Here is a 23,008-nt window from a genome sequence, read left to right on the forward strand (position 1 = left end):
TCCTCGCGACAGCGCCCCGGAGTCCGTGCCCGAGAGGCAGGAGGACCCGGTGGCCACCGCAGCCGAAACCGCCGCCATGCGCGAGGCGATCGCCCTCGCCGCCCGCGGCCTCGGCCGCACCCGCCCCAACCCCGTCGTCGGCTGCGTCGTGCTCGACGCCTCCGGCGAGGTCGTGGGCAGCGGGTGGCACCAGCGCGCGGGCGGGCCGCACGCCGAGATCCACGCGCTGCGCGCGGCGGGGGAGCGGGCCCGGGGCGGCACCGCGCTCGTCACCCTCGAACCCTGCGACCACACCGGCCGGACGGGCCCCTGCTCCCGCGCCCTGATCGAGGCCGGAGTCCGCCGCGTCGTCTACGCCGTCGCCGACCCCACCGACCAGGCCACCGGCGGTGCCGACACCCTCCGCGCCGCGGGCGTCGACGTCGCGCACGGGCTCCTTCAGGCCGAGGCCGCCGATGTCAACGCCGCCTGGCTCACCGCCGCCCGCCTCGGCCGCCCGCACGTCACCTGGAAGTACGCCGCGAGCCTCGACGGCCGCACCGCCGCCGCCGACGGCACGAGCCGCTGGATCACCTCGCCCGAGGCCCGCGCCGACGTCCACCGCCTGCGCGCCACCTGCGACGCCGTCCTCGTCGGCTCCGGCACCGCCCGCACCGACGACCCCCACCTCGCCGTCCGCGGCATCCCCGAGGCGCCCCAGCCGCTGCGCGTCGTCCTCGACACCGAGGGCACGGCGGTACGGAGCGGAGCGCGGGTCCTCGACGACGCCGCGCCCACTCTGATCGCCCTCGCCGACGACGCCCCGACGCCCGCGCACGAGGCCGAACTGCTGCGCCTGCCGCGCGCCGCGCACGGCGGGCTCGACCTCACCGCGCTCCTCGCCGCGCTGTACGCCCGCGACGTGCGCGGCGTCCTCCTGGAGGGCGGCGCACGGCTCGCCGGGTCCTTCGTCGCCGCCGGGTACACCGACCGCGTCGTCGGCTACCTCGCCCCCGTCCTGCTCGGCGCCGGGCCCGCCGTCCTCACCGAGGCGGGAATCCCCACCCTCGCCGCCGCGTTGCGGCTCGACGTACGCGACAGCACGCGGCTCGGGCCCGACCTGCGGATCACCGCCGTTCCCACCACCGCACCCAAGGAGCGCTGAAGTGTTCACCGGAATCGTCGAAGAACTGGGTGAAGTCGTCGCCGTCGAGGAACTCGCCGACGCCTCCCGCTTCCGGCTGCGCGGCCCCGTCGTCACCGAGGGTGCCCGCCACGGCGACTCCATCGCCGTCAACGGCGTCTGTCTCACCGTCGTCGAGCACGAGGGCACCGAGTTCACCGCCGACGTCATGGCCGAGACGCTCAAGCGCTCCAGCCTCGGCGCCCTCGCCCCCGGCTCCCGCGTCAACCTCGAACGCCCCACCCCGGTCGGCGGCCGCCTCGGCGGGCACATCGTGCAGGGACACGTCGACGGAACCGGGACGATCCTGCGCCGCGAGCCCTCCGAGCACTGGGAACTCGTCACCGTCTCGCTGCCGGGCGACCTCGCGCGCTACGTCGTCGAGAAGGGCTCCATCACCGTCGACGGCATCAGCCTCACCGTCGTCGACGCCACCGACGACACCTTCAGCGTGAGCCTCATCCCGACCACCCTCGCCCTCACCACGCTCGGCCTCAAGCAGCCCGGTGCCCCCGTCAACCTGGAGGTCGACGTCCTCGCGAAGTACGTCGAGCGGATGCTCCGGTACGGGACAGCCCCCGAACAGCCCGCACAGGAGGGGTGATGGTCGACCAGCTCAACGCCGAGGCGTTCACGCTCTTCGGACAGCACGTCATCTGGTCCGACGCGGTCGGCAACACGATCGGCCTGCTCGCCCTCGCCCTCGGCTGGCGCCGCTCGGTGTGGACCTGGCCCGCCCAGTTCCTCTCCGGCGTCGTCCTCGTCGCCGCCTACCTCTCGGCGCACCTCAGCGGAGGCGTCGGCAAACAGCTCCTCGTCATCGTCGTCGCCCTGTGGGGCTGGCGGCAGTGGACGAAGGGCCGCCAGGAGGCGCAGGACGGCACCCTCGCCGTGCGCTTCGCCACCTGGCGCGAACGCGGACTCCTCCTCGGCGGCACCGCGCTCGGCACCCTCGCGGTCGGCGGCCTCTTCGTCGCCGTGCCCGACCTCTCCTGGAACCCCTGGCCGGACGCCTACATCTTCGTCGGCACCCTCGCCGCGATGCTCGCCCAGGCCAAGGGCCTCGTCGAGTTCTGGGCCGCCTGGCTGCTCGTCGACGTCGTCGGCGTCCCGCTCGCCTTCACCAGCGGGCTCGCCTTCTCCGGCCTCGTCTACGTGATCTATCTCGCGCTCGTCCTGTGGGGCCTGCGCGACTGGTGGCTGCGCTCCCGTACGCACGCGGCCCCGGAAGTCGCCCCGGAAGGAGCCCCCGCATGAGCGGCACCCACGAACCCACGCCCGGCAGCACCCCCTGGACACCCCACGAGGGCCCCTGGCCGCACGACGAGGAACTCTCCCTCGCCCTCGACCCCGTCGCCCAGGCCGTCGCGGACATCGCCGCGGGCCGCCCCGTCGTCGTCGTCGACGACGAGGACCGCGAGAACGAGGGCGACCTCGTCCTCGCCGCCGAGAAGGCGACCCCCGAGATCGTCGCCTTCATGATGAGCGAGTGCCGCGGCCTCATCTGCGCCCCCCTCGAAGGCCCCGAACTCGACCGCCTCGACCTGCCCCAGATGGTCCGCCGCAACACCGAGTCCATGGGCACCGCCTTCACCGTCTCCGTCGACGCGACCCGCGAGCACGGCGTCACCACCGGTATCTCCGCCGCCGACCGCGCCACGACCCTGCGCCTCCTCGCCACCGCGAGCAGCGAGCCCGACGACTTCGTCCGCCCCGGACACGTCTTCCCGCTCCGCGCCCGCCCCGGCGGCGTCCTCACGCGCGACGGCCACACCGAGGCAGCCGTCGACCTCGCCCGCCTCGCCGGACTGCGCCCCGCGGGCGCCATCGTCGAGATCGCGGGCGAGGACGGCGTCATGCTGCGCCTGCCCGAACTCGTCCCCTTCGCCCGCAAGCACGGGCTGAGCATCATCTCGATCGCCGACCTCATCGCCTACCGCCGCGCCACCGAGGCCGCGCCCCTGGAGGCCGAACCCGCAGTGCGCCGCGAGGCGGAGGTGCGCCTGCCCACGGCGTACGGGGACTTCACCGCGTACGGCTACCGCGCCACCGCCGACGGCGTCGAGCACGTGGCCCTCGTCCACGGCGACATCGGCGACGGCGAGAACGTCCTCGTCCGCGTCCACTCCGAGTGCCTCACCGGGGACGTCTTCGGCTCGCTGCGCTGCGACTGCGGCCCGCAGCTCGAAGCCTCCATGCGACGCGTCACCGAAGAGGGCCGCGGCGTCGTCGTCTACCTGCGCGGCCACGAGGGGCGCGGCATCGGGCTGCTCTCCAAGCTGCGCGCGTACGAACTCCAGGAGCGCGGCCGCGACACCCTCGACGCCAACCTGGAACTCGGCCTGCCCGCCGACGCCCGCGACTACGGCGCGGGGGCGCGCATCCTCGACGACCTCGGCGTCCGCTCGCTGCGGCTGCTCACCAACAACCCCGACAAGAGCGAGGCGCTGGCCCACCACGGCCTCTCCGTCCTCGCCCGCGAACCCATGCCCGTCCAGGCCGGCGAGTACAACCTCCGCTACCTGCGCACCAAGCGGGACCGCATGGGCCACGACCTGCCCTGGCTCGACCAGGCCCCGGCCACCTGCGCCCAGCAGTGACCGGACACCCCTCCACCCGAACCCAACTACCGAGGAGCAGCGCGTGAGCGGTAAAGGCGCACCCGAGCTGAACGTCAAGAACTGCGGCGACCTCCGCGTCGCCGTCATCGCCTCGCAGTGGCACGAGCAGATCATGAAGGGCCTCACGGACGGCGCCCTGCGCGCGCTCGCCGAGCTCGGCATCAGCGAGCCGACGCTGCTCCGCGTCCCCGGCAGCTTCGAACTCCCCGTCGCAGCCAAGGCGATGGCCTCGCGCGGCTACGACGCCGTCGTCGCTCTCGGCGTCGTCCTGCGCGGCGGCACCCCGCACTTCGAGTACGTGTGCCAGGGCGTCACCCAGGGCCTCACCCAGGTCGCCGTCGACACCGGCGTCCCCGTCGGCTTCGGCGTCCTCACCGTCGACACCGAGGAGCAGGCTCTCGACCGCGCGGGCCTGCCCGGCTCCACCGAGGACAAGGGCCACGAGGCCGTCACCGCGGCGGTCGCCACCGCGACCGTGCTGCGCGGCGTCGTCGAGCCCTGGCGCTGAGCCCCCGCACACCCGTACCCGGACGTTCGCGTCCGCATGATGAGAGACGGCGGCCCCGGCTTCGCTCCGGGGCCGCCGCGGCGCGTATGGTGAGGAAACCATGTCCCAGAAGACCTTCGAAGAGCTGTTCTCCGAGCTCCAGCACAAGGCCGCGCACGCCGACCCGGCCACCTCCCGCACCGCCGAACTGGTGGAGAAGGGGGTCCATGCCATCGGCAAGAAGGTCGTCGAGGAGGCCGCCGAGGTCTGGATGGCCGCCGAGCACGAGAGCAAGGACGCCGCCGCCGAGGAGATCTCCCAGCTCCTCTACCACGTGCAGGTCATGATGGTCGCGCGCGGCATCTCCCTCGACGAGGTCTACGCGCACCTCTGAGCCGTACCCGCGCTCCCTCCTCGCGCACAGCCCCTCGCGCCCCGCGCGAGAGCGGGCCCCCTTGTCCGTCACCCCAGATCCGTCACCCACAGAAGGACGTCCCCGTCATGCTGCGCATCGCCCTGCCCAACAAGGGTTCCCTCGCCGGACCTGCGTCGGCGATGCTCCATGAGGCCGGCTACCGCCAGCGCACCGAGCAGAAGGAACTCGTCCTGGTCGACCCGGCCAACGAGGTCGAGTTCTTCTACCTGCGCCCCCGCGACATCGCCCTCTACGTGAGTTCGGGCCGCCTCGACATCGGCATCACCGGTCGCGACCTCCTGCTGGACTCGGGCGCCGACGCCGAGGAGATCCTGCCGCTCGGCTTCGCCCGCTCCACCTTCCGCTTCGCGACCCGCCCCGGCACCGCGAAGGGCCCCGAGGACTTCCCCGGGCTCACCATCGCGACCTCGTACGAGGGCATCGTCGCCAAGCACCTCGAAGAGGCCGGGATCGACGCCTCCGTGGTCCACCTCGACGGCGCCGTCGAGACCGCCGTCGAACTCGGCGTCGCCCAGGTCATCGCCGACGTCGTCGAGACCGGCACCTCACTGCGCAACGCGGGCCTCGAAGTCATCGGCGAACCGATCCTCACCTCCGAGGCCGTCGTCATCCGCCGCAAGGGCGCGGAGACCGACGACGCGCGCGTGGGCCGCTTCCTGCGCCGCCTCCAGGGCGTCCTCGTCGCCCGCAGCTACGTGATGATGGACTACGACTGCCGCGTCGAGCACCTGGAGCAGGCCGTCGCGCTGACGCCCGGCCTGGAGTCGCCGACCGTCTCGCCGCTGCACCACGAGGGATGGGTGGCGGTACGGGCCATGGTGCCGACCAAGGGCGCGCAGCAGGTGATGGACGACCTGTACGGGCTCGGCGCGCGGGCCATCCTGACGACGGCGATTCACGCCTGCCGGCTGTAGCGGCACGAGGGCGGGACCGTATGCCGGTTCACGCCTGCCGGCTGTAGCGGCACGACGGCGGGACCGTATGCTCGCAGCGCCACCTCCTTCCTTGAAAGACGAGTGCCCCGCATGAGCGCCCCCGCCGACCTCCCCCCGCTCCCGGCGACCTTCCGTCCCTCCCTCACCCGCGGGATTCTCATCGGGTGCGGCATCGGGATCTTCGTCGTCATCACGGCGGTCGCCTTCCTGCTCGGGATCGGCGGCGGGGAGGCGGCGAGCTTCGTGCTCACCGCCGCCCTGCTCGCCGGGGTGTGCTTCCTGCTCGCGCGGCCCAAGATCGTCGTCTCCGCCGAGGGCGTCACCGTCGTGAACCTCACCACGCGCCGTACCCTCGGCTGGGCGCAGATCGTCCGGGTGACGCTGCGCGGCGGCGACCCCTGGGCCTTCCTCGACCTCAGCGACGGCACCAGCCTGCCCGTACTCGGCATCCAGCCCGGTCTCGCCCGCGAGAAGGCCGTCGCCGACGCCAGGGCCCTCAGCGCGCTCGTGGACGCGCACGCCCCCGTACACGACTGAGCGCCCCGACCGCGCGCCGCACGGCGGCCCGGCGCGATCCGGGCCCTTGGGCCTGCCCGGCACGGCCGCATCGTGATTAATCTGGTAGGGCAGCACACGCCGAGTGCCGCCGCCCCCCGCGCCCCTTCCGGCACGGGTGACCCATCGAATAGAGGAGTGAACCTCTCCGGCAATGGACGGATCGTCCGGTAGTACTTGCGCCGCCCCCTTCCCTCACGGCACGGAGGCGGCGGTATGACCACATCGCTGCTGCTCCTCGGGGCGGCTTTCCTGCTCATCCTCGCCAACGGCTTCTTCGTCGCCGCCGAGTTCGGGCTCGTCACCGTGGAACGCGCCGAGGCCGAGCGCGCCGCCGAGGCCGGGGACCGCCGGGCCGGCGCCGTCGCCCGCTCCCTGAAGGAACTCTCCTTCCAGCTCTCCGGCACCCAGCTCGGCATCACCGTCACCTCGCTCGTCGTCGGCATGCTCGCCGAACCGGCGCTCGCCGACCTCCTCGAAGAACCCCTCACCGCCCTCGGCCTGCCCGAGGCCGCCGCGCCGGGGGTCTGCGTCGTGCTCGGCATGCTCCTCGCCTCCGCCGTGCAGATGGTCATCGGCGAGCTGGTCCCGAAGAACTGGGCCGTCGCCAAGCCGCTCCAGGTCGCGCGCTTCGTCGCCGGACCGCAGTACGCCTTCGCGCGGCTGCTCCGCCCCGTGATCGCGCTCCTGAACACCGCCGCGAACGCCCTCGTACGGCGCTTCGGCGTCGAGCCGGCCGACGAGATGGCCTCCGCCCGCACCCCGGGCGAACTCGTCTCCCTCGCCCGCCACTCGGCGCTCGCCGGGGCCCTGGAGAAGGACACCGCCGACCTCTTCGTGCGCACCCTCTCGCTGGAGGACCTCACCGCCCAGCAGGTCATGACCCCGCGCGTGAAGCTGAGCACCCTCCAGTCCTCCGCGACCGCGGAGGACGTCGTCAACCTCACCCGCGCCACGGGCCTCTCGCGCTTCCCGGTCTACCGCGAGCGCATCGACGAGATCACCGGCACCGTGCACCTCAAGGACGCGCTCGCCGTGCCCTCCCACCAACGGCTGCGCACCCCGGTCAGCCGCATCTCGCGCACCCCGCTGCGCGTCCCCGAGACGATGCCCGTGCGCACGCTGCTCGCGCTGCTGCGCACCGAGGAGCCGATGGCCGTCGTCATCGACGAGTACGGCGGCACCGCCGGGGTCGTCACCCTGGAGGACATCATCGAGGAGGTCGTCGGCGAGGTGCGCGACGAGCACGACGGGCAGGACCTGCCCGAACTCGCGGCGCTCCCCGCCGAGGAGGGCCGTCCCGCCTGGGAGGCGGACGGCGGCATCCGCGTCGACCAGCTCCGCGCCATCGGCCTCGACGTCCCCGAGGGCCCGTACGAGACGGTCGCGGGCCTCGTCGCCGACCTGCTCGGCCGCATCCCGGCCCCCGGCGACCGCGCCGAGCTGCCGGGCTGGCGGCTCGACGTGCGCCAGGTCGGCCACTACCGCGCCGAGCGCGTCCGCCTCGTGCGCACCGCGCCGGTCCTGGAGGCGGCCCGATGAGCGTGCTGCAACTCCTCCTCGCCGCCGTCCTGATCCTCGCCAACGGCTTCTTCGTCGGCGCCGAGTTCGCCCTTGTCTCCGTACGGCGCAGCCAGATCGAGCCCCTCGCGGCGGACTCCGCGCGCGCCCGCCGGGTCCTGCACGGCCTCGAACACCTGCCGAAGATGATGGCGGCGGCCCAGTTCGGGATCACGCTGTGCTCCCTGACCCTCGGCGCCGTCGCCGAGCCGACCGTCGCGCACCTCCTGGAGCCGGTCTTCACCGCCGTGCACCTGCCCGAAGGGCTCGTGCACCCGCTCGGCTACGTCATCGCGCTGCTCCTCGTCGTCTTCCTCCACCTCGTCATCGGCGAGATGGTCCCGAAGAACCTCGCGATGGCCGCGCCCGAGAAGGCCGCGCTGTGGTTCGGGCCCGGGCTCATCGCCTTCGCCCGCGTCTGCGGCCCCGTCACCCTCTTCCTCGCCGCCTGCGCCAGGCTCGTCCTGCGCGCCTTCCGCGTCGAGCCGAAGGACGAGGTCGAGGCCGTCTTCACGAGCGACCAGCTCAGCCACCTCGTCGAGGACGCCGGGCAGGCGGGACTGCTCGACGCGGAGGCCCAGGAACGCCTGGAGGACGCCCTCGAACTCGGTACCCGTCCCGTCACCGACGTCCTCCTCGACCGTTCCCGGCTCGTCACCGTCGATCCCGCCGTCACCCCGCGCCGCATCGAGGAGCTGACCGTCGCCACCGGCTACAGCCGCTTCCCCGTCCTCGGCACGGGCGGCGTCTTCATGGGGTACCTGCACGTCAAGGACGTACTCGATCTCGACGAGCCCGACCGCGCCGTCCCGCAGCGCCTGTGGCACCGCATGATCACGCTGCGCGCGGAGCTGCCGCTCGACGACGCCCTCACCGTGATGCGCCGCGCCGCGACGCACCTCGCGCAGGTCGCCGACGCGAGCGGCCGGGTCCTCGGCCTCGTCACCCTGGAGGACGCGCTCGAACTCCTCGTCGGCGAGGTCACCGACCCGGCCCACCGGCTCCCCGAGCCGGCGCCCGCGCGCCCCCGCGTGCAGGTCGAGCCCGTCACGGTCCAGCGCCAGCCCCGCCCCGGCGAGGAGGCACTGACCAGCTAGGCCCCGGTCCCGCACGGTGTGCCGCCGTTCCCGGACCGGGGCGGCGGCACACGGGTGTCCGGGCCTCAGAAGTCGTCCTCGGGCGTCGGCTCGTGCGGCCCCGGGCTGCGTCCCGACAGCACTTCCCCGTACGCCTGCATCAGGTCCGGCAGGCGCAGCGTCGCGAGGTCGTCACGGCTCGGCGGATCCGGGTAGCCCATCAGGCGCAGGTCGCGGTAGGCACAGGACTTCTCGTACAGCGTGCGCAGGAAGCGGCCGTTGCCCAACTCGTCGATCCAGCCCTCCTCGACGACGTGCCCCGCGATCGAGGCCAGCTCCTCGCGCGCCTCCTCGTCCCAGCGGTCCCCGTTCGCGCCCGCGAGCACCTCACCGATCCGGGTCAGCTCCGCCGGGCGGTACGAGGGGAAGTCGACGCGGCTCGTGAAGCGCGAGCCGAGCCCCGGATTGGCGGCGAGGAGCCGGTCCATGCCCTCCGGGTACCCGGCGAGGATCACCACGAGGTGCCCCCGGTTGTCCTCCGCGCGCTTGAGGAGCACTTGCAGCGCCTCGTCCCCGTACGCGTCCCCGCGCCCGTACCCGGAGTTGGAGAGGCTGTACGCCTCGTCCACGAAGAGGACCCCGCCGAGGGCCGAGTCGATCAGCTCGTTCGCCTTGACCGCCGTCTGCCCCAGGTACTCGCCCACGAGGTCGGAGCGCTGCGCCTCCACGAGATGGTCCCCGCCGAGCAGCCCCAGCGCGTAGAAGACCCGCCCCAGGATGCGCGCGACCGTCGTCTTCCCCGTGCCCGAAGGGCCCGAGAAGATGAAGTGCCGCTTCGGCGGCTGCACCGGCAGGCCCTGTTCCGCGCGCAGCCGCGCCATGTTCAACTGCGCGGAAAGCGCCCGCACCTGACGCTTCACCGGTTCCAGGCCGACCATCTGCTCCAGCTCGGCGAGCGCCGCCTCCAGGAGCGCGGGGTCGGCGGGACCGGCCGGCATCCGCTGGGGGCCCGGCTGGACGGGCAGCACCGCCTTCTCCCGTACGTCGTCGGCGGGACCGCCCGCCGGGGGCTCCCCGCCCAGGCGCGGCGGCTCGGCCGCCGCCGGCTCCGGGCCGAAGAGCGGCTCGCCGCCCCCATCGCGCGCCGCCGCCGTGTCCTGGCCCGCACCGCCCAGGCTCACCGCCGCGTAGTCGAGCGGCGAGGCGAGGTCCTGGAAACCATCGCCCTCGGAGATCGCCGCGAGCCGCGCCGAGGTGTCCATGAACCCCGCGTCGACCCGGTGCACCGCCCGGTACAGCGGCAGCGCCGCCGCGCTGCGACCGCTGCCTTCGCGGGCCCGCGCCAGCCAGTACCGCAACTCCTTGCGCTGCGGCTGCTCGCTGCGGCAGCGCATGAGCGCCGCCGAGAGCAGCGGCTCCGCCTGCCCGTACATCTCCAGGCGGACCCGCGCCATTCCGCCGAAGAGCCCCGCCTCGATGCCCAGGAGCGGGTCGTCGAGCAAGGGATCGGTGTGGCGGGCCAGTTGCTCCCAGTCCTTCACGAGATAGGCGCGGCAGGCGTGCAGGAAGCGCACCTGCCGGTCGCTCTCGGGCGGCGGGAGCGCGCCGAGCGCCCGGTCGAGGTCGGGGACGTGGCGTCCGTCGAGCCAGTGCGAGGCGTGCGCGAGCAGCAGATCGCGGGTCGTCTCCAGGACCGGCTGCACCCACCAGCCCAGCCAGTACCAGGAGTTGAGCGGGCGCCGGTGCCTGGCCCGCTGCTCGCCGAACCGGTCGCGGTGCTGGAACATGCGCAGCAGCGCGGCCGGGGTGTCGATGCGCAGGGCGTGCAGGCCGAGCCAGCCGTCCGCCATGCCGGGATCGAGGCGCACCGCCGTGCGGAACTCCTCCTCCGCCTGCGGATACGCGCCCATCGTGTAGGCGTCAACGCCGCGCAACCAGGCGAGATCGGCCGGGCCCGGTGCGCCGTGCGTGCCGAAGTCCATCACGTCCCCCACAAACCGTGCCCCCGTGGCCTTGCCGCCGGACCCGTCGTCGGCCGCGCGGCCGAATCGCCGCGCCGCGAGCGGCTCTTGCTCCCCCGTGCGGATGCCGCCCGCCAGGGGACGGGCCGCACTGCGGCATCGTACCTGCGGGGACGTGCCCGGCCGAAGGGTGTCGCGGGCGCCGCGGAGGCAGCGCCGGGCGCACGGGGCGCACGGGGAGGCGTCCACGTACGGTTACTCGTCGTGAGTGGACGAATGCGCCAAGCGGGGTCAAAGCGGGGGGTGCGGGACAGAACGAAGCCCCCGGTCACGGGGGAACAACCGGGGGCTTCGTGTCTGCGGTGCGGCCCGCCGGGCCGCACACCGTGAACGTAAGACCAGGGCGGGCCCCGGGTCAAGACGCTCCGGGGAAGTCACGGGGGCTGCTTTCGGCTTCTTTCCGCTTCGTCGGCGGGAGTTGACGCTGCGTCACCAAAGAGGGGGTCGCGTGCTCCGTCCCGGCTCACTTCCGCAGCACGTACCCCTCGCCGCACTGCCGTACCAGCGCGTCCGCGAAGGGGCGCGAGGGATCGGCGCGGAAGTGCGCGGCCTCTGCCGGTTCCCACTCGTCCCAGAAGTCCGCGAGGTCAGGACCGTCCCTTTCGCGCCCGCGTTCCCAGGCCGCCCCACTGGCCAGATCCATCCACCACAGCAGCGAGAGCCACGGCCGTAGCGCCCGCCGCCCCGCCCCGACCCCCTCCACGAGCACGACGGGCGCCGGGGCGGCGGTACGCGTGCGTCCGGGGCGGCGCGCGTGCCAGTCGTACGGCCGGAAGACGGCGGCCTCCCCGTGCGCGAAGGGTTCGAGCACCTGCGCGGCGAAGCGCCCCGTCCAGCCGAAGAAGCGCTCGTGCGAGGCGAAGTCGTCCAGGCGCAGCACGGGCGCCCCGCCGAGGGCCTCGGCGACCCCGCGCGCGAGGGTCGACTTGCCCGAGCCCGCGTGCCCGTCGATCCCGACGAGCCGCACCGGTCCGCAGGACGGGGCGAGGCCGCGCAGGCGCTCCGCGAGCGCGGCCGCGCTGACGGCGCCGCCGGGGACCGGGGACGTGGGCTCGGACGGCATCGCCGTCTCGTCCTGGGCGTTCACGGCGGCAAGCCTACGGGGAGCGCGCGCCGGGGCGTACACGCTCCACCACCCGCCTCGGGCGGCTCGCGCACCACTCCCCGGGCAACCCGGGCGCCGGACCGTCCGTTCCGCCGCTCGGAGCAGCCCCGTCCCCCTCAGAGGTCCAGGCCAATATTGGTGCCCGCACCCGCCCCGGAAAAGCTGGTCCGGAGGGCCCCCGGGGGCGATAGTGGCCCCTGACGTGCACCTGTCCGGCCGGGCCTTCCCCAGCACCGCGCCCGTACGGCGGACCGCACCGCCCACCGAGATGGACCCACACAGATGGGGGACCCCCGCCCATGACCGGCTCCACATCCCGTCGCACCGTCCTCACCGCGGCCGTCGCCGCCGCCGCGGGCGCCGCCGCGGCAGGCCCCGCCCTCGCCGCCCCCCGCACCGGCGGCGGCCACCACACCGCCCCCGCCGCGAGAACGGCCGAGTACCACGGCTTCACGAGCGCCGCCGACTGGCGCGCGGGCCGCGCCGAGGGCGTCCGCGTCCTCGCCGGGCGCCGCACCGGCCTCACCCTCGCCCACGCCATCGGGGAGCGCGACTACGCCGACCCCCACCTGAAGACCACGACGCGCTTCGAGTACGCGCGCTGGACCTCGCCACGCCACCGCCTCACGGTCCCCGCCACCGAGGTCATCGCCTCCTGGAACGCCCACACCCCCACCGGCACCTGGATCGAGGTGGAGCTCTCGGGCACCTACTCGGACGGTGCCGAGACCCCCTGGTACGTCATGGGCCGCTGGACCGCCGGGGACGACCCCGAGCAGGACATCCGCCGCACCTCCGTCGACGACCAGGGCGATGGCCGCAGCAGCGTGTGGACCGACACCTTCGCCATCGACGACGCGGCCTCCGGGCTCCGCCTCGCCTCGTACCGCCTGCGCCTGAGCCTCTACCGCCGCCCCGGCACCCGGTCCGCACCCACCGTCCGGCGGCTCGGCGCCATGGGCTCCGACGTCCCGGACCGCTACACCGTCCCCGCCTCCACGCCCGGCCTCGTGGCCGAACTCCCCGTCCCGCGCTACTCCCAGGAGATCCACGCCGGGCAGTACCCGCAGTACGACAACGGCGGCGAGGCGTGGTGCAGCCCCACCTCCTCGCAGATGATCATCGAGTACTGGGGCCGCGAGCCGAGCGCCGAACAGCTGGCCTGGGTCGACCCCTCCTACGCCGACCCGCAGGTGTGCCACGCGGCCCGGCAGACCTTCGACTACCAGTACGACGGCTGCGGCAACTGGCCCTTCAACGCCGCCTACGCCGCGACGTACCCCGGCCTCCAGGGCGTCGTCACCCGCCTCGGCTCGCTCACCGACATCGAGACCCTCGTCGCCGCCGGCATCCCGGTCATCACCTCGCAGTCGTTCCTCAAGACCGAGCTGACCGGCGCCGGGTACGGCACCTCGGGGCACCTCATGACGGTCATCGGCTTCACCGCCGACGGCGACGTCATCGCCAACGACCCCGCCTCGCCGAGCGACCCGGCGGTCCGCCGCGTCTACCAGCGCGCCGAGTGGGAGACGATCTGGCTCAGGACCAAGCGCAAGACCGCCACGGGCGCCGACGCGAGCGGCACGGGCGGCGTCTGCTACCTCTACTTCCCCGCCGAGCCGAGCCCGCGCCAGCGCCGGGCCCTCGCGGCGGTGGGGGTGCGCTGAACCAACTCGCGCCGGTACGGGGCGCGCCGCGCCGGGCGCGCCCCGTACCCGGGCCCCCACCGCGCCCGCGCGTACGCAGGTTCCACCCCGCCCCGGGCCCCCGTGACGTGCGGCGATTCTTCCGGCATACTGCCACCGCCCGGCCCGCCCCCGCCCGTTTCGACGGCGGGGGTGACGCACCCCTGCGGGACCCGGAGCGGCGCGTACGGCCCGGGCACCCACGAGGCAGCGCCGCCTCCACCCCCGGTGAGCGCTGCCCGCGCCCCACAGGGAGGGATGACACGCATGCCCGCAGAGATCCGGCGGTCCGTGGAACGGGACCTGCCCAGCGAGGAGTCCAGGGAGCTGATCGCTCTCGTGCGCGACATCGCGCGCAAGGAGATCGCCCCGCACGCGGCGGCCGAGGAGGAGAGCGGCACCTTCCCGCGCGCCGCCTTCCGCCTCCTGTCCGATGCCGGGCTCCTCGGTCTGCCCTACGCCGCCGAGTACGGCGGCGGTGAGCAGCCCTACACCGTCTACCTCCAGGCCCTCGAAGAACTCGCCGCCGCCCGCCTCACCGTGGGCGTCGGCGTCAGCGTGCACGTCCTGTCCTGCCACGCCCTCGCCGCGCACGGCACGAAGGAGCAGCGCGCCGCCTGGCTCCCCGGCATGCTCAGCGGCGGCCTGCTCGGCTCGTACTGCCTCTCCGAGCCCACGGCGGGCTCCGACGCCGCCGCGCTCGGCACGAAGGCCGTCCGGGACGGCGAGGACTGGGTCCTGACCGGTACGAAGGCGTGGATCACCCACGGCGGCGTCTCGGACTTCTGCACCGTCCTCGCGCGCAGCGGCGGCCCCGGTGCCAAGGGCGTCACCGCCTACCTCGTCCCGGCCGACGCGCCCGGCCTGAGCGCGGCCCCTCCCGAGCGGAAGATGGGCCTCAAGGGCTCCCCGACCGCGCAACTCCACTTCGACGGCGTACGGGTCGGCGACGAGCGCCGCATCGGCGCGGAGGGCGAGGGCTTCTCGCTCGCGCTCGACGCCCTCGACGCGGGCCGCCTCGGCATCGCGGCCTGCGCGGTCGGCCTCGCCCAGGCGGCGCTCGACGCGGCAGTCGACTGGGCCGCCGAGCGCCGCCAGTTCGGGCACCCCATCGGCGACTTCCAGGGCCTGCGCTTCCTCCTCGCCGACATGGCCACCGCCGTCGAGGCCGGGCGCGCCCTCTACCTCGCCGCGGCACGCCGCAAGGACGCCGGGCTGCCCTACACGCGGCAGGCGGCGATGGCGAAGCTGCTCTGCACCGACAACGCCATGAAGGTCACCACCGACGCCGTGCAGGTCTTCGGCGGCTACGGCTACACGAGCGACTTCCCCGTCGAGCGCTACCTGCGCGAGGCGAAGGTGCTCCAGATCGTCGAGGGCACCAACCAGGTGCAGCGCATGGTCATCGGCCGCCACCTGCTCGGTCCCGAGGCCCGCTGAACCAGGGCGCGGGCGGGGCCGCGAGGCGCTCCCACTCCGGGTCCCCGCGCAGCGGGAGCGTCGCCCCGCGCTCCGCCCAGCGGGCGAGCAGGGCGCGGTAGAGGGGCGGGTCCTGGCCCTCGGGCTCCCCGGCGCGGGGTCCCTGGGGCCGCGAACCGCCGTGCCGCCGCGGGCGCTGAGGGCTCTGCGGGCTGTGCTGCGGGTACGTGTCGTGCCGAACCGATTCTTCACGGTCCGGCGGGGCCGGGTCGGCGCGTACCCAGGCGCCCGCGCGCGGGGGCCGCGGAGCATCCGCGCGCGGCGGGCGGGGCTCGCCGGTACGGGGTCTCGCACTCTCACGTGACGCGCTCTCACGTGACGCGCTCTCACGTGACGCGCTCTCGCGCGCTGGGGCGAGCAGCGCGTAGCCATGGGTCGGCGCCTCCGGCTGACGGCGCCGCCCGGTGGGCTGTTCCAGGGGCGGGGGAGGGGACGTCATGCCCGGCCCAACGCGGGGCGCGCGGGCGGGTCACCGGGGTGGCGGTTCGCGCATCCGTTCTGGCCGTGCCCGGGGAACCCGGCGGGAGCCCCGGGCAGGACGTCTCGCCCCGGCGGTGCGGCGCCGGGGCCTTCGAGCGCGAGAGGTGCGGGGTGTGCGGGCTCAGGCGGCCCGGTGGTACGTGCTCAGCGGGCGGCGGGGCGCCTTGATGGGACGCGAGCCGGGGCCGCCGACGTGCGAGAAGGGCTGCGTGCGCCAGTCCAGGCCCTGCGGGAGCGTCAGGAGCACCCCGATCTCCTGCTCCTCGGCGCCGCCCTCGTCGGCCGGGCGGGCACTCGCGGCGGCGCGACCCGTACCGGCGCAGACGGTGAGCCCGAAGGGGTTCCACGGCGAGGCGCACAGCGCGTGCTCCGGCAGGACGTCCTCGTCCGCGAGCAGCGCGATGGGCTGGGCGCAGTCCGGGCACACGACCCGGTAGATCTCGAAGGTGTCGTACGCGTCGAACTCGTCCTCCTCGGCGGACTCGACGGGTTCGACGCCCTCCGGGGCCGGCGGCTCGGCGAGCTGACGGCGGGCGGCACGGGCGCGGCTGGACCGCTTGGGATTCTGCATTCGGGTTTCTCCCCCTCGGGTGGGCCGACAAGGCGCTGCGACCTCGACCACAGCAAGCACTTCCCCCGGGCCCCGCCCGGTAATCGCGACACCTGTGCGGACACGGCTCCCCCGGTGTGGTCTTCGTCACACGAGGGTGTGAACGTGGGGGTGCGGAGGCGTTCGGGGGGCGTACGGGGGCACGCGTGCCCGCGCTGTCCACGGTGCGAGACGAGAACCCCGCGCCTGTCCAGGTCCTGTCCCGGGCGGTAGGTTCAGCGGCATGGAGGACCTTGACCGGCAGATCGTGCGGTTGCTCGTCGCTGACGGGCGGATGAGCTACACCGATTTGGGCAAGGCCACGGGCCTGTCCACCTCGGCGGTGCACCAGCGGGTGCGGCGGCTCGAACAACGGGGCGTCATCCGGGGGTACGCGGCCGTCGTCGACCCGGAGGCCGTCGGCCTCGCCATGACGGCGTTCATCTCCGTCAAGCCCTTCGACCCCTCGGCCCCCGACGACATCGCCGAACGCCTCGCGCCCGTCGAGGAGATCGAGGCGTGCCACAGCGTCGCCGGTGACGAGAACTACATCCTCAAGGTCCGCGTCCAGAGCCCCCACGACCTGGAGAACCTCCTCGCCCGGGTCCGTTCCCTGGCAGGTGTCTCCACCCGCACGACGGTCGTCCTCTCCACCCCGTACGAGTCCAGGCCCCCGCACATCTGACACGTGCTCCGCCGCGGGCGTTCCTTCCGCGGGGCGGAACGGGTGGGCACGGCGCAACCCCGGCGGGCGGCGTCCCGGAGGGCCGCCCCGCCGCACCCGCTCCCCACGCGCCACACTGTCCCCATGAACCGCACGACACCCCCGCCACCCCCCACCGTCCTGCTCCGCGGTGGCGAGGTGCACAGCCCCGCCGACCCCTTCGCGACCGCCATGGTCGTCGAACGCGGTCACGTCGCCTGGGTCGGCTCCGAAGGCGCGGCGGACGCCTTCGCGGACGGCGTCGACGAGGTCGTCCACCTCGAAGGCGCCCTCGTCACCCCGGCGTTCGTGGACGCGCACGTGCACGCGACCGGCACCGGACTCGCCCTCACCGGGCTCGACCTGAGCGAGGCCACGAGCCTGGAGGAGGCGCTCGACCGCGTCGCGGCGTACGCCCGTACCCGTGCCGGGGACCGCGTCCTGCTCGGCCACGGCTGGGACGCGGCGCGCTGGCCCGGCGGCCGTCCCCCGAGCCGCGCCGAACTCGACCGCGCCACGGGGGGCCGCCCGCTCTACCTCTCGCGGATCGACGTGCACTCCGCGCAGGTCACGACCGCGCTCCTCGGCCTCGTCCCGCACGCGGCGGGCCTGCGCGGCTACGACCCCGAGGCACCCCTCACCGCCGACGCGCACCACGCCGTCCGCGCGGCCGCGTACGGCGCCGTGACGCCCGCGCTGCGCGAGGAGGCGCAGCGCACCGCGCTCGCGCACGCGGCCTCGCGCGGCATCGGGCAGGTCCACGAGTGCGGGGGCCCGGAGATCTCGGACGAGGAGGACTTCACGGGTCTGCTGCGCCTCGCGGAGGAGGGCGACGGCCCGCGCGTCGTCGGCTACTGGGCCGAGGCGGTCGCGGGCGAGCGGGACGCGGAGCGGGTCCGCGCCCTCGGCGCGCGCGGCGCCGCGGGCGACCTCTTCGCCGACGGCGCGCTCGGCTCGCACACCGCGTGCCTGCACACGCCGTACGAGGACGGGGCGAGCGGCCACCGCGGCACCCCCTACCTCGACGCCGAGGCCGTCGCCGAGCACGTCACGGCGTGCACCGAGGCCGGGCTCCAGGCCGGTTTCCACGCGATCGGGGACGCGGCGCTCGGCGCGGTCGTCGCGGGCTTCAACGCGGCGGCCGAGAAGACGGGCCTGGATCGGGTGCGGGCGCTGCGCCACCGAGTGGAGCACGCCGAGATGCTCGACGCCGAGGCGATCGCGGCCTTCGCCGAACTCGGCCTCACCGCTTCCGTGCAGCCGGCCTTCGACGCGCTGTGGGGCGGCGAGGACGGCATGTACGCGGCGCGGCTCGGCGCGGAGCGGGCCCGCACCCTCAATCCCTTCGCGGCCCTCCTGCGGGCCGGTGTCCCCCTCGCCCTCGGCTCGGACGCCCCGGTGACCCCGCTCGACCCCTGGGGCACCGTGCGGGCCGCAGCCTTCCACCACACGCCCGAGCACCGCGTCTCGGTACGGGCCGCCTTCACCGCCCACACCCGCGGTGGCTGGCGCGCGGCGGGCCGCGACGACGCGGGCACCCTGGTCCCCGGTGCCCCCGCGGACTACGCCGTCTGGCGGACCGGCGCCCTCGTCGTGCAGGCCCCCGACGACCGTGTCGCCCGCTGGTCCACGGACCCCCGCTCGGGCACCCCCGGCCTGCCCGACCTCACCCCGGACACCCCCCTTCCCGAGTGCCTCGTGACGGTCGTCGGGGGCCGGGAGGTCTTCCGGGCCGGGGCCTGAGGGCACGGCGGGGCCGTCCGGGTGGACCCGGGGCGGCGCGTACGGCCGCTGGGGTGATGTGCCCCGGTGCCCGTACGGGCCTGAGTCCGCAGGCCCCACCGGCCCCCGGGGGCCCCGGGGCTCGCCGCTGACCTGCGGGATCGCGCGACACTCCGCCCCGGGCCCCGGGCCACGGGTGTTGACAGGGTGCGGCGGTCGGCGGGTAGGTTCGGCCGGGTCCACCACCGGACAACCGATCGGCGACGTCCCGCGCATCCGCTGGGCGCGACTGGGCCACGGGGGGAACGCGCCGGAGTTCCTCCCCACGCGAGCCAGGTCCAGCGTCCGCGTCCACCGGACACGGGAACGATTCGTACGAGGAAGGGGTCCCTCCCCGCCAGCGGCGTGGGGGACGGTGTGACCCGGGTGGGGCCCGGCCGCTCAGTAGACAACGGTTCACGGTCGATCCGCAGCCAGCGGGTCCCTGGCCGGCCCGAAGGGCGCCGGGCCCTCATCCGCAGCGCTCCCGCACGCCTCGCGTCAGCCTCCGCCCGCACATCCCCCGGACGTGTGGTCGTCGTATCCCGTCCCCGCCTCCCCGTGTCGCCGCCGTGGCCACGCCCGCCGGTATGGGCAACTAAGGTGGTCACTCGCACGGATCGGCACGTAAGGGGCAGCAGTGAACGCAGGCGAGGGTCTGCCGGGCAGCCGGAACGGACAGCGCCCGCCGCTGGGCGAGGCACTGGTGATCATCCCGACGTACAACGAGGCGGAGAACGTCCGCACGATCGTCGGCCGCGTCCGCAAGGCGGTGCCCGAGGCGCACGTCCTCGTCGCGGACGACAACAGCCCGGACGGCACCGGGGCCCTCGCCGACGAACTCGCCGCCGAGGACACCCACGTCCAGGTACTGCACCGCAAGGGCAAGGAAGGGCTCGGCGCCGCCTACCTCGCCGGTTTCGCCTGGGGCCTCGACCACGGCTTCGACGTCCTCGTCGAGATGGACGCGGACGGCTCGCACCAGCCGGAGGAGCTTCCCCGGCTCCTGACCGCCCTGCGCGACGCCGACCTCGTCCTCGGCTCCCGCTGGATCGCGGGCGGTCGCGTGGTCAACTGGCCCAAGTCCCGCGAACTCCTCTCGCGCGGGGGCTCCACGTACTCCCGCTTCCTCCTCGACGTCCCGCTGCGCGACGTCACGGGCGGCTTCCGCGCCTTCCGCGCCGCGACCCTGCGCGGCCTCGGCCTCGCGGACGTCGACTCCCAGGGCTACTGCTTCCAGGTCGACCTGGCCCGCCGCGCCGTCCGCTCCGGCTACCGCGTCGTCGAGGTCCCCATCACCTTCGTCGAACGCGAACTCGGCAACAGCAAGATGAGCCGCAACATCGTCGCCGAGGCCCTGTGGCGGGTGACGGCCTGGGGAGTCACCTCCCGCGTCGACAAGGCGCTCGGAAGGGTGAAGCCGGCTGCTTCCGAGACGGGGAGATCAAGCCCCTCCGGCGTTTGAGGAGCGGGGCCCGGGGCGGAGCCCCGCGAGGCCACCCCGGCGCAAGGTGACCCCACGGCAAGGCCCGACCCACCCCCGCGCCCCCCGCAAGGGCACACTGGACGTATGACGCCCAGCACACCCCCGCCCCCCGCCAAACGCAGTGGTTTGCGCAGATGGCTCCCCCTAGGGGTCGCCGCCTGGATCGTGATCGAGATCTGGCTGCTGATCCTCGTCGGCGAGGCGGCCGGCGGCCTCGTGGTCCTCGCGCTGCTCGCCGCCGGGATCATCGGCGGCGGCGCGGTCGTCAAGCGTGCGGGCCGCCGCGCCTTCGGAGCGCTCACCCAGACCCTTCAGCAGCCTCCCACCGCGGCGGCCCCCCAGAACCGCGCCGAGGGCAACGGTTTCCTCATGCTCGCCGGGCTGCTCCTCATGATCCCCGGGCTGCTCTCGGACGTCGCCGGGCTCGCCCTCCTCGTCCCCGGCGTACGGGGCGCGCTCTCGCGCCGCGTCGAGCGCACGATGCAGCGCAAGCTCGACGAGGCGACGGGCGGCGCCTTCGGCACCGCGTACACCCGGGCCCGTACCCAGCGTCCCGACGGCAAGGTCGTCCAGGGCGAGGTCGTCCGCGAGGACACCCCCGCCAAGCCGCACGACGAGGACGAGGGCCCGCGCCCGCCCCTCACCCCCTGACCGCCGGGAGCACGGCGAAAGGCCGTGGGCCGGACACCGAGAAGGTGTCCGGCCCACGGCCTTCGCTTTATCGCGTGCGACCAGCCGACCGAGGACTCAGGCGGACTTACGGCTGTCGCGGGGGTGCACCGCGATGTTCATCGCACCGGAGCGCAGGACGGCCAGGCGCTCGGCCAGGACCTCCTCCAGCTCCTCCCGCGTACGCCGCTCCATGAGCATGTCCCAGTGCGTGCGCGCGGGCTTGGTCTTCTTCTCCTCCGGCCCGTCCCCGTCGACAAGGAGTGCCTGCGCACCGCACACCTTGCACTCCCACTCCGCGGGGATCTCCGCCTCGACCGAGAACGGCATCTCGAAGCGGTGTCCGTTCTGGCATGCGTATTCGACGGCCTGGCGCGGGGCCAGGTCGATGCCGCGGTCCGTCTCGTAGCTGGTCACCACAAGGCGTGTGCCGCGAAGCGCTCGCTCACTCATGAATCGTGCCTCCCGGGCTTGCTCGCCCACAGGACAGTCGTCGCTGTCGTCGTCATCCGGTCAACGTCCGGTCGGCGGTGAAGATTCCCGTGCAGGGTCAAAGCGTCGCCGTCGTAGCCGCCCCATTTCTACCCACCAGTGCCCGCTTTGTCACATCTGGCGACGTACGCACCGAAAATCTCGGGCTGTCTTCGCTGTTCAGAGGCGCAGGAACGGTACATCCGGATGGTCAAACGCGTACACTACCGCCCTTCGTGCCCGCGCGCGAAATCCGCGTGGTCCGTCCGGATCGCCCTTCGCGCGGACCGTTCCCCTGCTCGCCCGACGGATCGCCGGCGCTCACGTGAGGGATCGCGCCCGGCCCTCCACGCCCTCGGGGACGGTGTTCCCCGCCTCGCGCATTCCACGCGCGAGCGGCACCCGCAGCAGTACGCCGAAACCGAGCACGAAGAAGACCACCAGCGAGATGATCGCGTCCCGGTAGCTCCCCGTGACCTGGTAGGTGAGCCCGAAGAGGAGCGGGCCGAGCCAGCTCATGCCGCGATCGCTCATCTCGTACGCGGAGAAGTACTCGGCCTCCTTGCCCGCGGGCACCAGGTGGGAGAAGAGCGAGCGGGAGAGCGCCTGGCTGCCGCCCATGATCAGCCCGATGCCCGCGGCGAGGACGAAGAACCACACCGGGACCCCCGCGGGCAGGAAGTAGCCGCAGGCGACGATGACGGTCCAGGCGCCGAGCGAGGCGAGCACCGTCCGTTTCGTCCCGTACCGCAGCGCGAGCCGCCCCATCCCGAGCGCCCCGGCCACGGCGAGCACCTGCACGAGCAGGATCGCCACGATCAGCGTCGACTGGCTCAGCCCCAGCTCCTCGGAGCCGAAGACGGACGCCTGCGAGATGACCGTCTGGATGCCGTCGTTGTAGAGGAGATAGGCGAGCAGGAACCACAGCGTGACCGGGCGGCCGCGCATGTCCTTGAGCGTGGCACCGAGCTGGCGCCAGCTCCCGCCGACGACTCCCGCGCCCGGCAGCGCGGCCGGGCGCTCGCGCAGCCGCCGCAGCGGGACGAGCGTGAACACGCCCCACCACAGGCCCGCCGACGACAGACAGATGCGCACCGCCGTCGACTCGCTCACGCCGAAGGAGTCGTGCCCGAGGTAGAGGACGAGATCGAGGACGAGGACGAGCGCCCCCGCCGCGTAGCCGAAGGCCCAGCCGCGCGAGGAGACCGCGTCGCGCTCGTCCGGCGCGGCTATCTGGGGCAGGAAGGCGTTGTAGACGACCGTCGAGACCGCGATCGAGGCGTTCGCGACGACGAGCAGCACCCCGCCGAGCAGATACCGGTCCCCGTCCAGGAGGAACATCCCCGCCGTCGCCGCCGCGCCGAGATAGGCGGCGGCCCCGAGCAGCGGCTTCTTGCGGCCCGTACGGTCGGCGAGCGCGCCCGCGAGCGGCATGACGAGGACGGAGACGATCACCGAGAGCGAGACGCTGTACGCGAAGAAGGAGCCCGCGCGCACCGGCAGGCCCAGCGGGTGCACGTATCCGTCCGCGTCGGCCGCGCTCTTCGCCACCTCGGTGAGGTACGGGCCGAGGAAGACGGTGAGCACGCTCGTCGAGTACACCGAGCAGGCCCAGTCGTAGAAGTACCAGCCGCGCTGCTCCCGTTTGCGCGCCGCCGCCTCGTCCCCCGCCCCCGTGGCGATCGCCGCCCCCGCGGTCTGTGCGCCCATCCCGCTCCCTCGCCTCG

At 74.1% G+C, this 23,008-nt stretch carries 21 protein-coding genes; 16 read left to right on the forward strand and 5 right to left on the reverse strand.

Annotated elements, in window-relative coordinates:
* Nucleotides 1-49 precede the first annotated feature (49 nt).
* The 10 genes from ribD (at nt 50) to ACIP4O_RS22095 (ending at nt 8,853) form a co-directional block, all read left to right on the forward strand.
* Entirely contained in the window at nt 50-1,144 is a 1,095-nt protein-coding gene (ribD, locus tag ACIP4O_RS22050) for a bifunctional diaminohydroxyphosphoribosylaminopyrimidine deaminase/5-amino-6-(5-phosphoribosylamino)uracil reductase RibD (RefSeq protein ID WP_401576734.1), read from the forward strand.
* Between the two features lies 1 nt (nt 1,145).
* Nucleotides 1,146-1,766 carry a riboflavin synthase gene (locus tag ACIP4O_RS22055; protein WP_361328113.1) on the forward strand — a complete coding sequence of 207 codons (621 nt, stop codon included), beginning with the start codon at nt 1,146-1,148 and terminating at the stop codon, nt 1,764-1,766.
* Nucleotides 1,766-2,419: a nicotinamide mononucleotide transporter family protein gene (locus ACIP4O_RS22060; RefSeq protein ID WP_361328116.1), complete on the forward strand. Its 654-nt coding sequence runs from the start codon at nt 1,766-1,768 to the stop codon at nt 2,417-2,419. Before ACIP4O_RS22055 ends, ACIP4O_RS22060 begins: the two co-directional genes overlap by 1 nt.
* Nucleotides 2,416-3,762, forward strand: a complete 1,347-nt coding sequence (locus tag ACIP4O_RS22065) for a bifunctional 3,4-dihydroxy-2-butanone-4-phosphate synthase/GTP cyclohydrolase II (RefSeq protein WP_401576737.1) — start codon at nt 2,416-2,418, stop codon at nt 3,760-3,762. Before ACIP4O_RS22060 ends, ACIP4O_RS22065 begins: the two co-directional genes overlap by 4 nt.
* 43 nt (nt 3,763-3,805) lie before the next feature.
* Nucleotides 3,806-4,291, forward strand: a complete 486-nt coding sequence (gene ribH / locus ACIP4O_RS22070) for a 6,7-dimethyl-8-ribityllumazine synthase (RefSeq protein WP_009063338.1) — start codon at nt 3,806-3,808, stop codon at nt 4,289-4,291.
* 100 nt (nt 4,292-4,391) lie between these two features.
* Entirely contained in the window at nt 4,392-4,664 is a 273-nt protein-coding gene (locus ACIP4O_RS22075) for a phosphoribosyl-ATP diphosphatase (RefSeq protein WP_008749003.1), read from the forward strand.
* A 107-nt stretch (nt 4,665-4,771) separates the two neighbouring features.
* Nucleotides 4,772-5,620 (forward strand): ATP phosphoribosyltransferase, encoded by an 849-nt coding sequence (gene hisG / locus ACIP4O_RS22080; protein WP_401576739.1) that lies wholly within the window; start codon nt 4,772-4,774, stop codon nt 5,618-5,620.
* A gap of 111 nt (nt 5,621-5,731) precedes the next feature.
* The gene (locus tag ACIP4O_RS22085; protein WP_401576741.1) at nt 5,732-6,178 is read left to right on the forward strand and encodes a PH domain-containing protein; all 447 of its coding nucleotides are present in this window, start codon (nt 5,732-5,734) and stop codon (nt 6,176-6,178) included.
* A 234-nt stretch (nt 6,179-6,412) separates the two neighbouring features.
* Complete coding sequence (locus ACIP4O_RS22090; protein ID WP_361328130.1) at nt 6,413-7,738, forward strand: hemolysin family protein; 1,326 nt, start codon at nt 6,413-6,415, stop codon at nt 7,736-7,738.
* Nucleotides 7,735-8,853 (forward strand): hemolysin family protein, encoded by a 1,119-nt coding sequence (locus tag ACIP4O_RS22095; RefSeq protein ID WP_401576743.1) that lies wholly within the window; start codon nt 7,735-7,737, stop codon nt 8,851-8,853. The genes ACIP4O_RS22090 and ACIP4O_RS22095 overlap by 4 nt, the downstream gene beginning before the upstream one ends.
* Before the next feature lie 65 nt (nt 8,854-8,918).
* Here ACIP4O_RS22095 and ACIP4O_RS22100 read toward each other — a convergent pair whose 3' ends face one another.
* Entirely contained in the window at nt 8,919-10,814 is a 1,896-nt protein-coding gene (locus tag ACIP4O_RS22100; protein WP_401576745.1) for an AAA family ATPase, read from the reverse strand.
* 502 nt (nt 10,815-11,316) lie between these two features.
* A complete protein-coding gene (locus tag ACIP4O_RS22105) occupies nt 11,317-11,940 on the reverse strand; it encodes a uridine kinase (RefSeq protein WP_401576746.1) in 624 nt (207 codons plus the stop codon).
* Nucleotides 11,941-12,257: 317 nt separating this feature from the next.
* Between ACIP4O_RS22105 and ACIP4O_RS22110 the strand changes: the two genes are divergently transcribed.
* Together ACIP4O_RS22110 and ACIP4O_RS22115 are read left to right on the forward strand one after the other, a co-directional pair.
* Nucleotides 12,258-13,625, forward strand: a complete 1,368-nt coding sequence (locus tag ACIP4O_RS22110; protein ID WP_401576748.1) for a peptidase C39 family protein — start codon at nt 12,258-12,260, stop codon at nt 13,623-13,625.
* Between the two features lie 285 nt (nt 13,626-13,910).
* Nucleotides 13,911-15,083 (forward strand): acyl-CoA dehydrogenase family protein, encoded by a 1,173-nt coding sequence (locus tag ACIP4O_RS22115; protein ID WP_401576750.1) that lies wholly within the window; start codon nt 13,911-13,913, stop codon nt 15,081-15,083.
* 640 nt (nt 15,084-15,723) lie between these two features.
* Here the strand turns inward: ACIP4O_RS22115 and ACIP4O_RS22120 are convergent.
* A complete protein-coding gene (locus tag ACIP4O_RS22120; protein ID WP_401576752.1) occupies nt 15,724-16,173 on the reverse strand; it encodes a hypothetical protein in 450 nt (149 codons plus the stop codon).
* A gap of 262 nt (nt 16,174-16,435) precedes the next feature.
* On the opposite strand from ACIP4O_RS22120, the gene ACIP4O_RS22125 reads away from it, so the two are divergent.
* The 4 genes from ACIP4O_RS22125 to fxsA all read left to right on the forward strand — a co-directional run bounded on the left by ACIP4O_RS22125 (nt 16,436) and on the right by fxsA (nt 20,792).
* Nucleotides 16,436-16,876, forward strand: coding sequence for an Lrp/AsnC family transcriptional regulator (locus tag ACIP4O_RS22125; protein WP_030996590.1), 441 nt, complete (start codon nt 16,436-16,438; stop codon nt 16,874-16,876).
* Nucleotides 16,877-16,999: 123 nt separating this feature from the next.
* Nucleotides 17,000-18,637 carry an amidohydrolase gene (locus ACIP4O_RS22130; RefSeq protein ID WP_401576755.1) on the forward strand — a complete coding sequence of 546 codons (1,638 nt, stop codon included), beginning with the start codon at nt 17,000-17,002 and terminating at the stop codon, nt 18,635-18,637.
* Between the two features lie 658 nt (nt 18,638-19,295).
* Nucleotides 19,296-20,120 carry a polyprenol monophosphomannose synthase gene (locus ACIP4O_RS22135; protein WP_401576757.1) on the forward strand — a complete coding sequence of 275 codons (825 nt, stop codon included), beginning with the start codon at nt 19,296-19,298 and terminating at the stop codon, nt 20,118-20,120.
* A 105-nt stretch (nt 20,121-20,225) separates the two neighbouring features.
* On the forward strand, nt 20,226-20,792 hold the full coding sequence (gene fxsA, locus ACIP4O_RS22140) for an FxsA family membrane protein (protein WP_401576759.1): 567 nt from the start codon (nt 20,226-20,228) through the stop codon (nt 20,790-20,792).
* Between the two features lie 96 nt (nt 20,793-20,888).
* On the opposite strand, the gene ACIP4O_RS22145 is transcribed toward fxsA, so the two are convergent.
* Nucleotides 20,889-21,263, reverse strand: coding sequence for an RNA polymerase-binding protein RbpA (locus ACIP4O_RS22145; protein WP_008749015.1), 375 nt, complete (start codon nt 21,261-21,263; stop codon nt 20,889-20,891).
* A 339-nt stretch (nt 21,264-21,602) separates the two neighbouring features.
* The gene (locus ACIP4O_RS22150) at nt 21,603-22,991 is read right to left on the reverse strand and encodes an MFS transporter (RefSeq protein ID WP_401576761.1); all 1,389 of its coding nucleotides are present in this window, start codon (nt 22,989-22,991) and stop codon (nt 21,603-21,605) included.
* Between the last annotated feature and the right edge of the window lie 17 nt (nt 22,992-23,008).

It is taken from the genome of Streptomyces sp. NPDC088923 (assembly GCF_044749745.1).
In the GTDB taxonomy this organism is placed as follows: Bacteria; Actinomycetota; Actinomycetes; order Streptomycetales; family Streptomycetaceae; genus Streptomyces.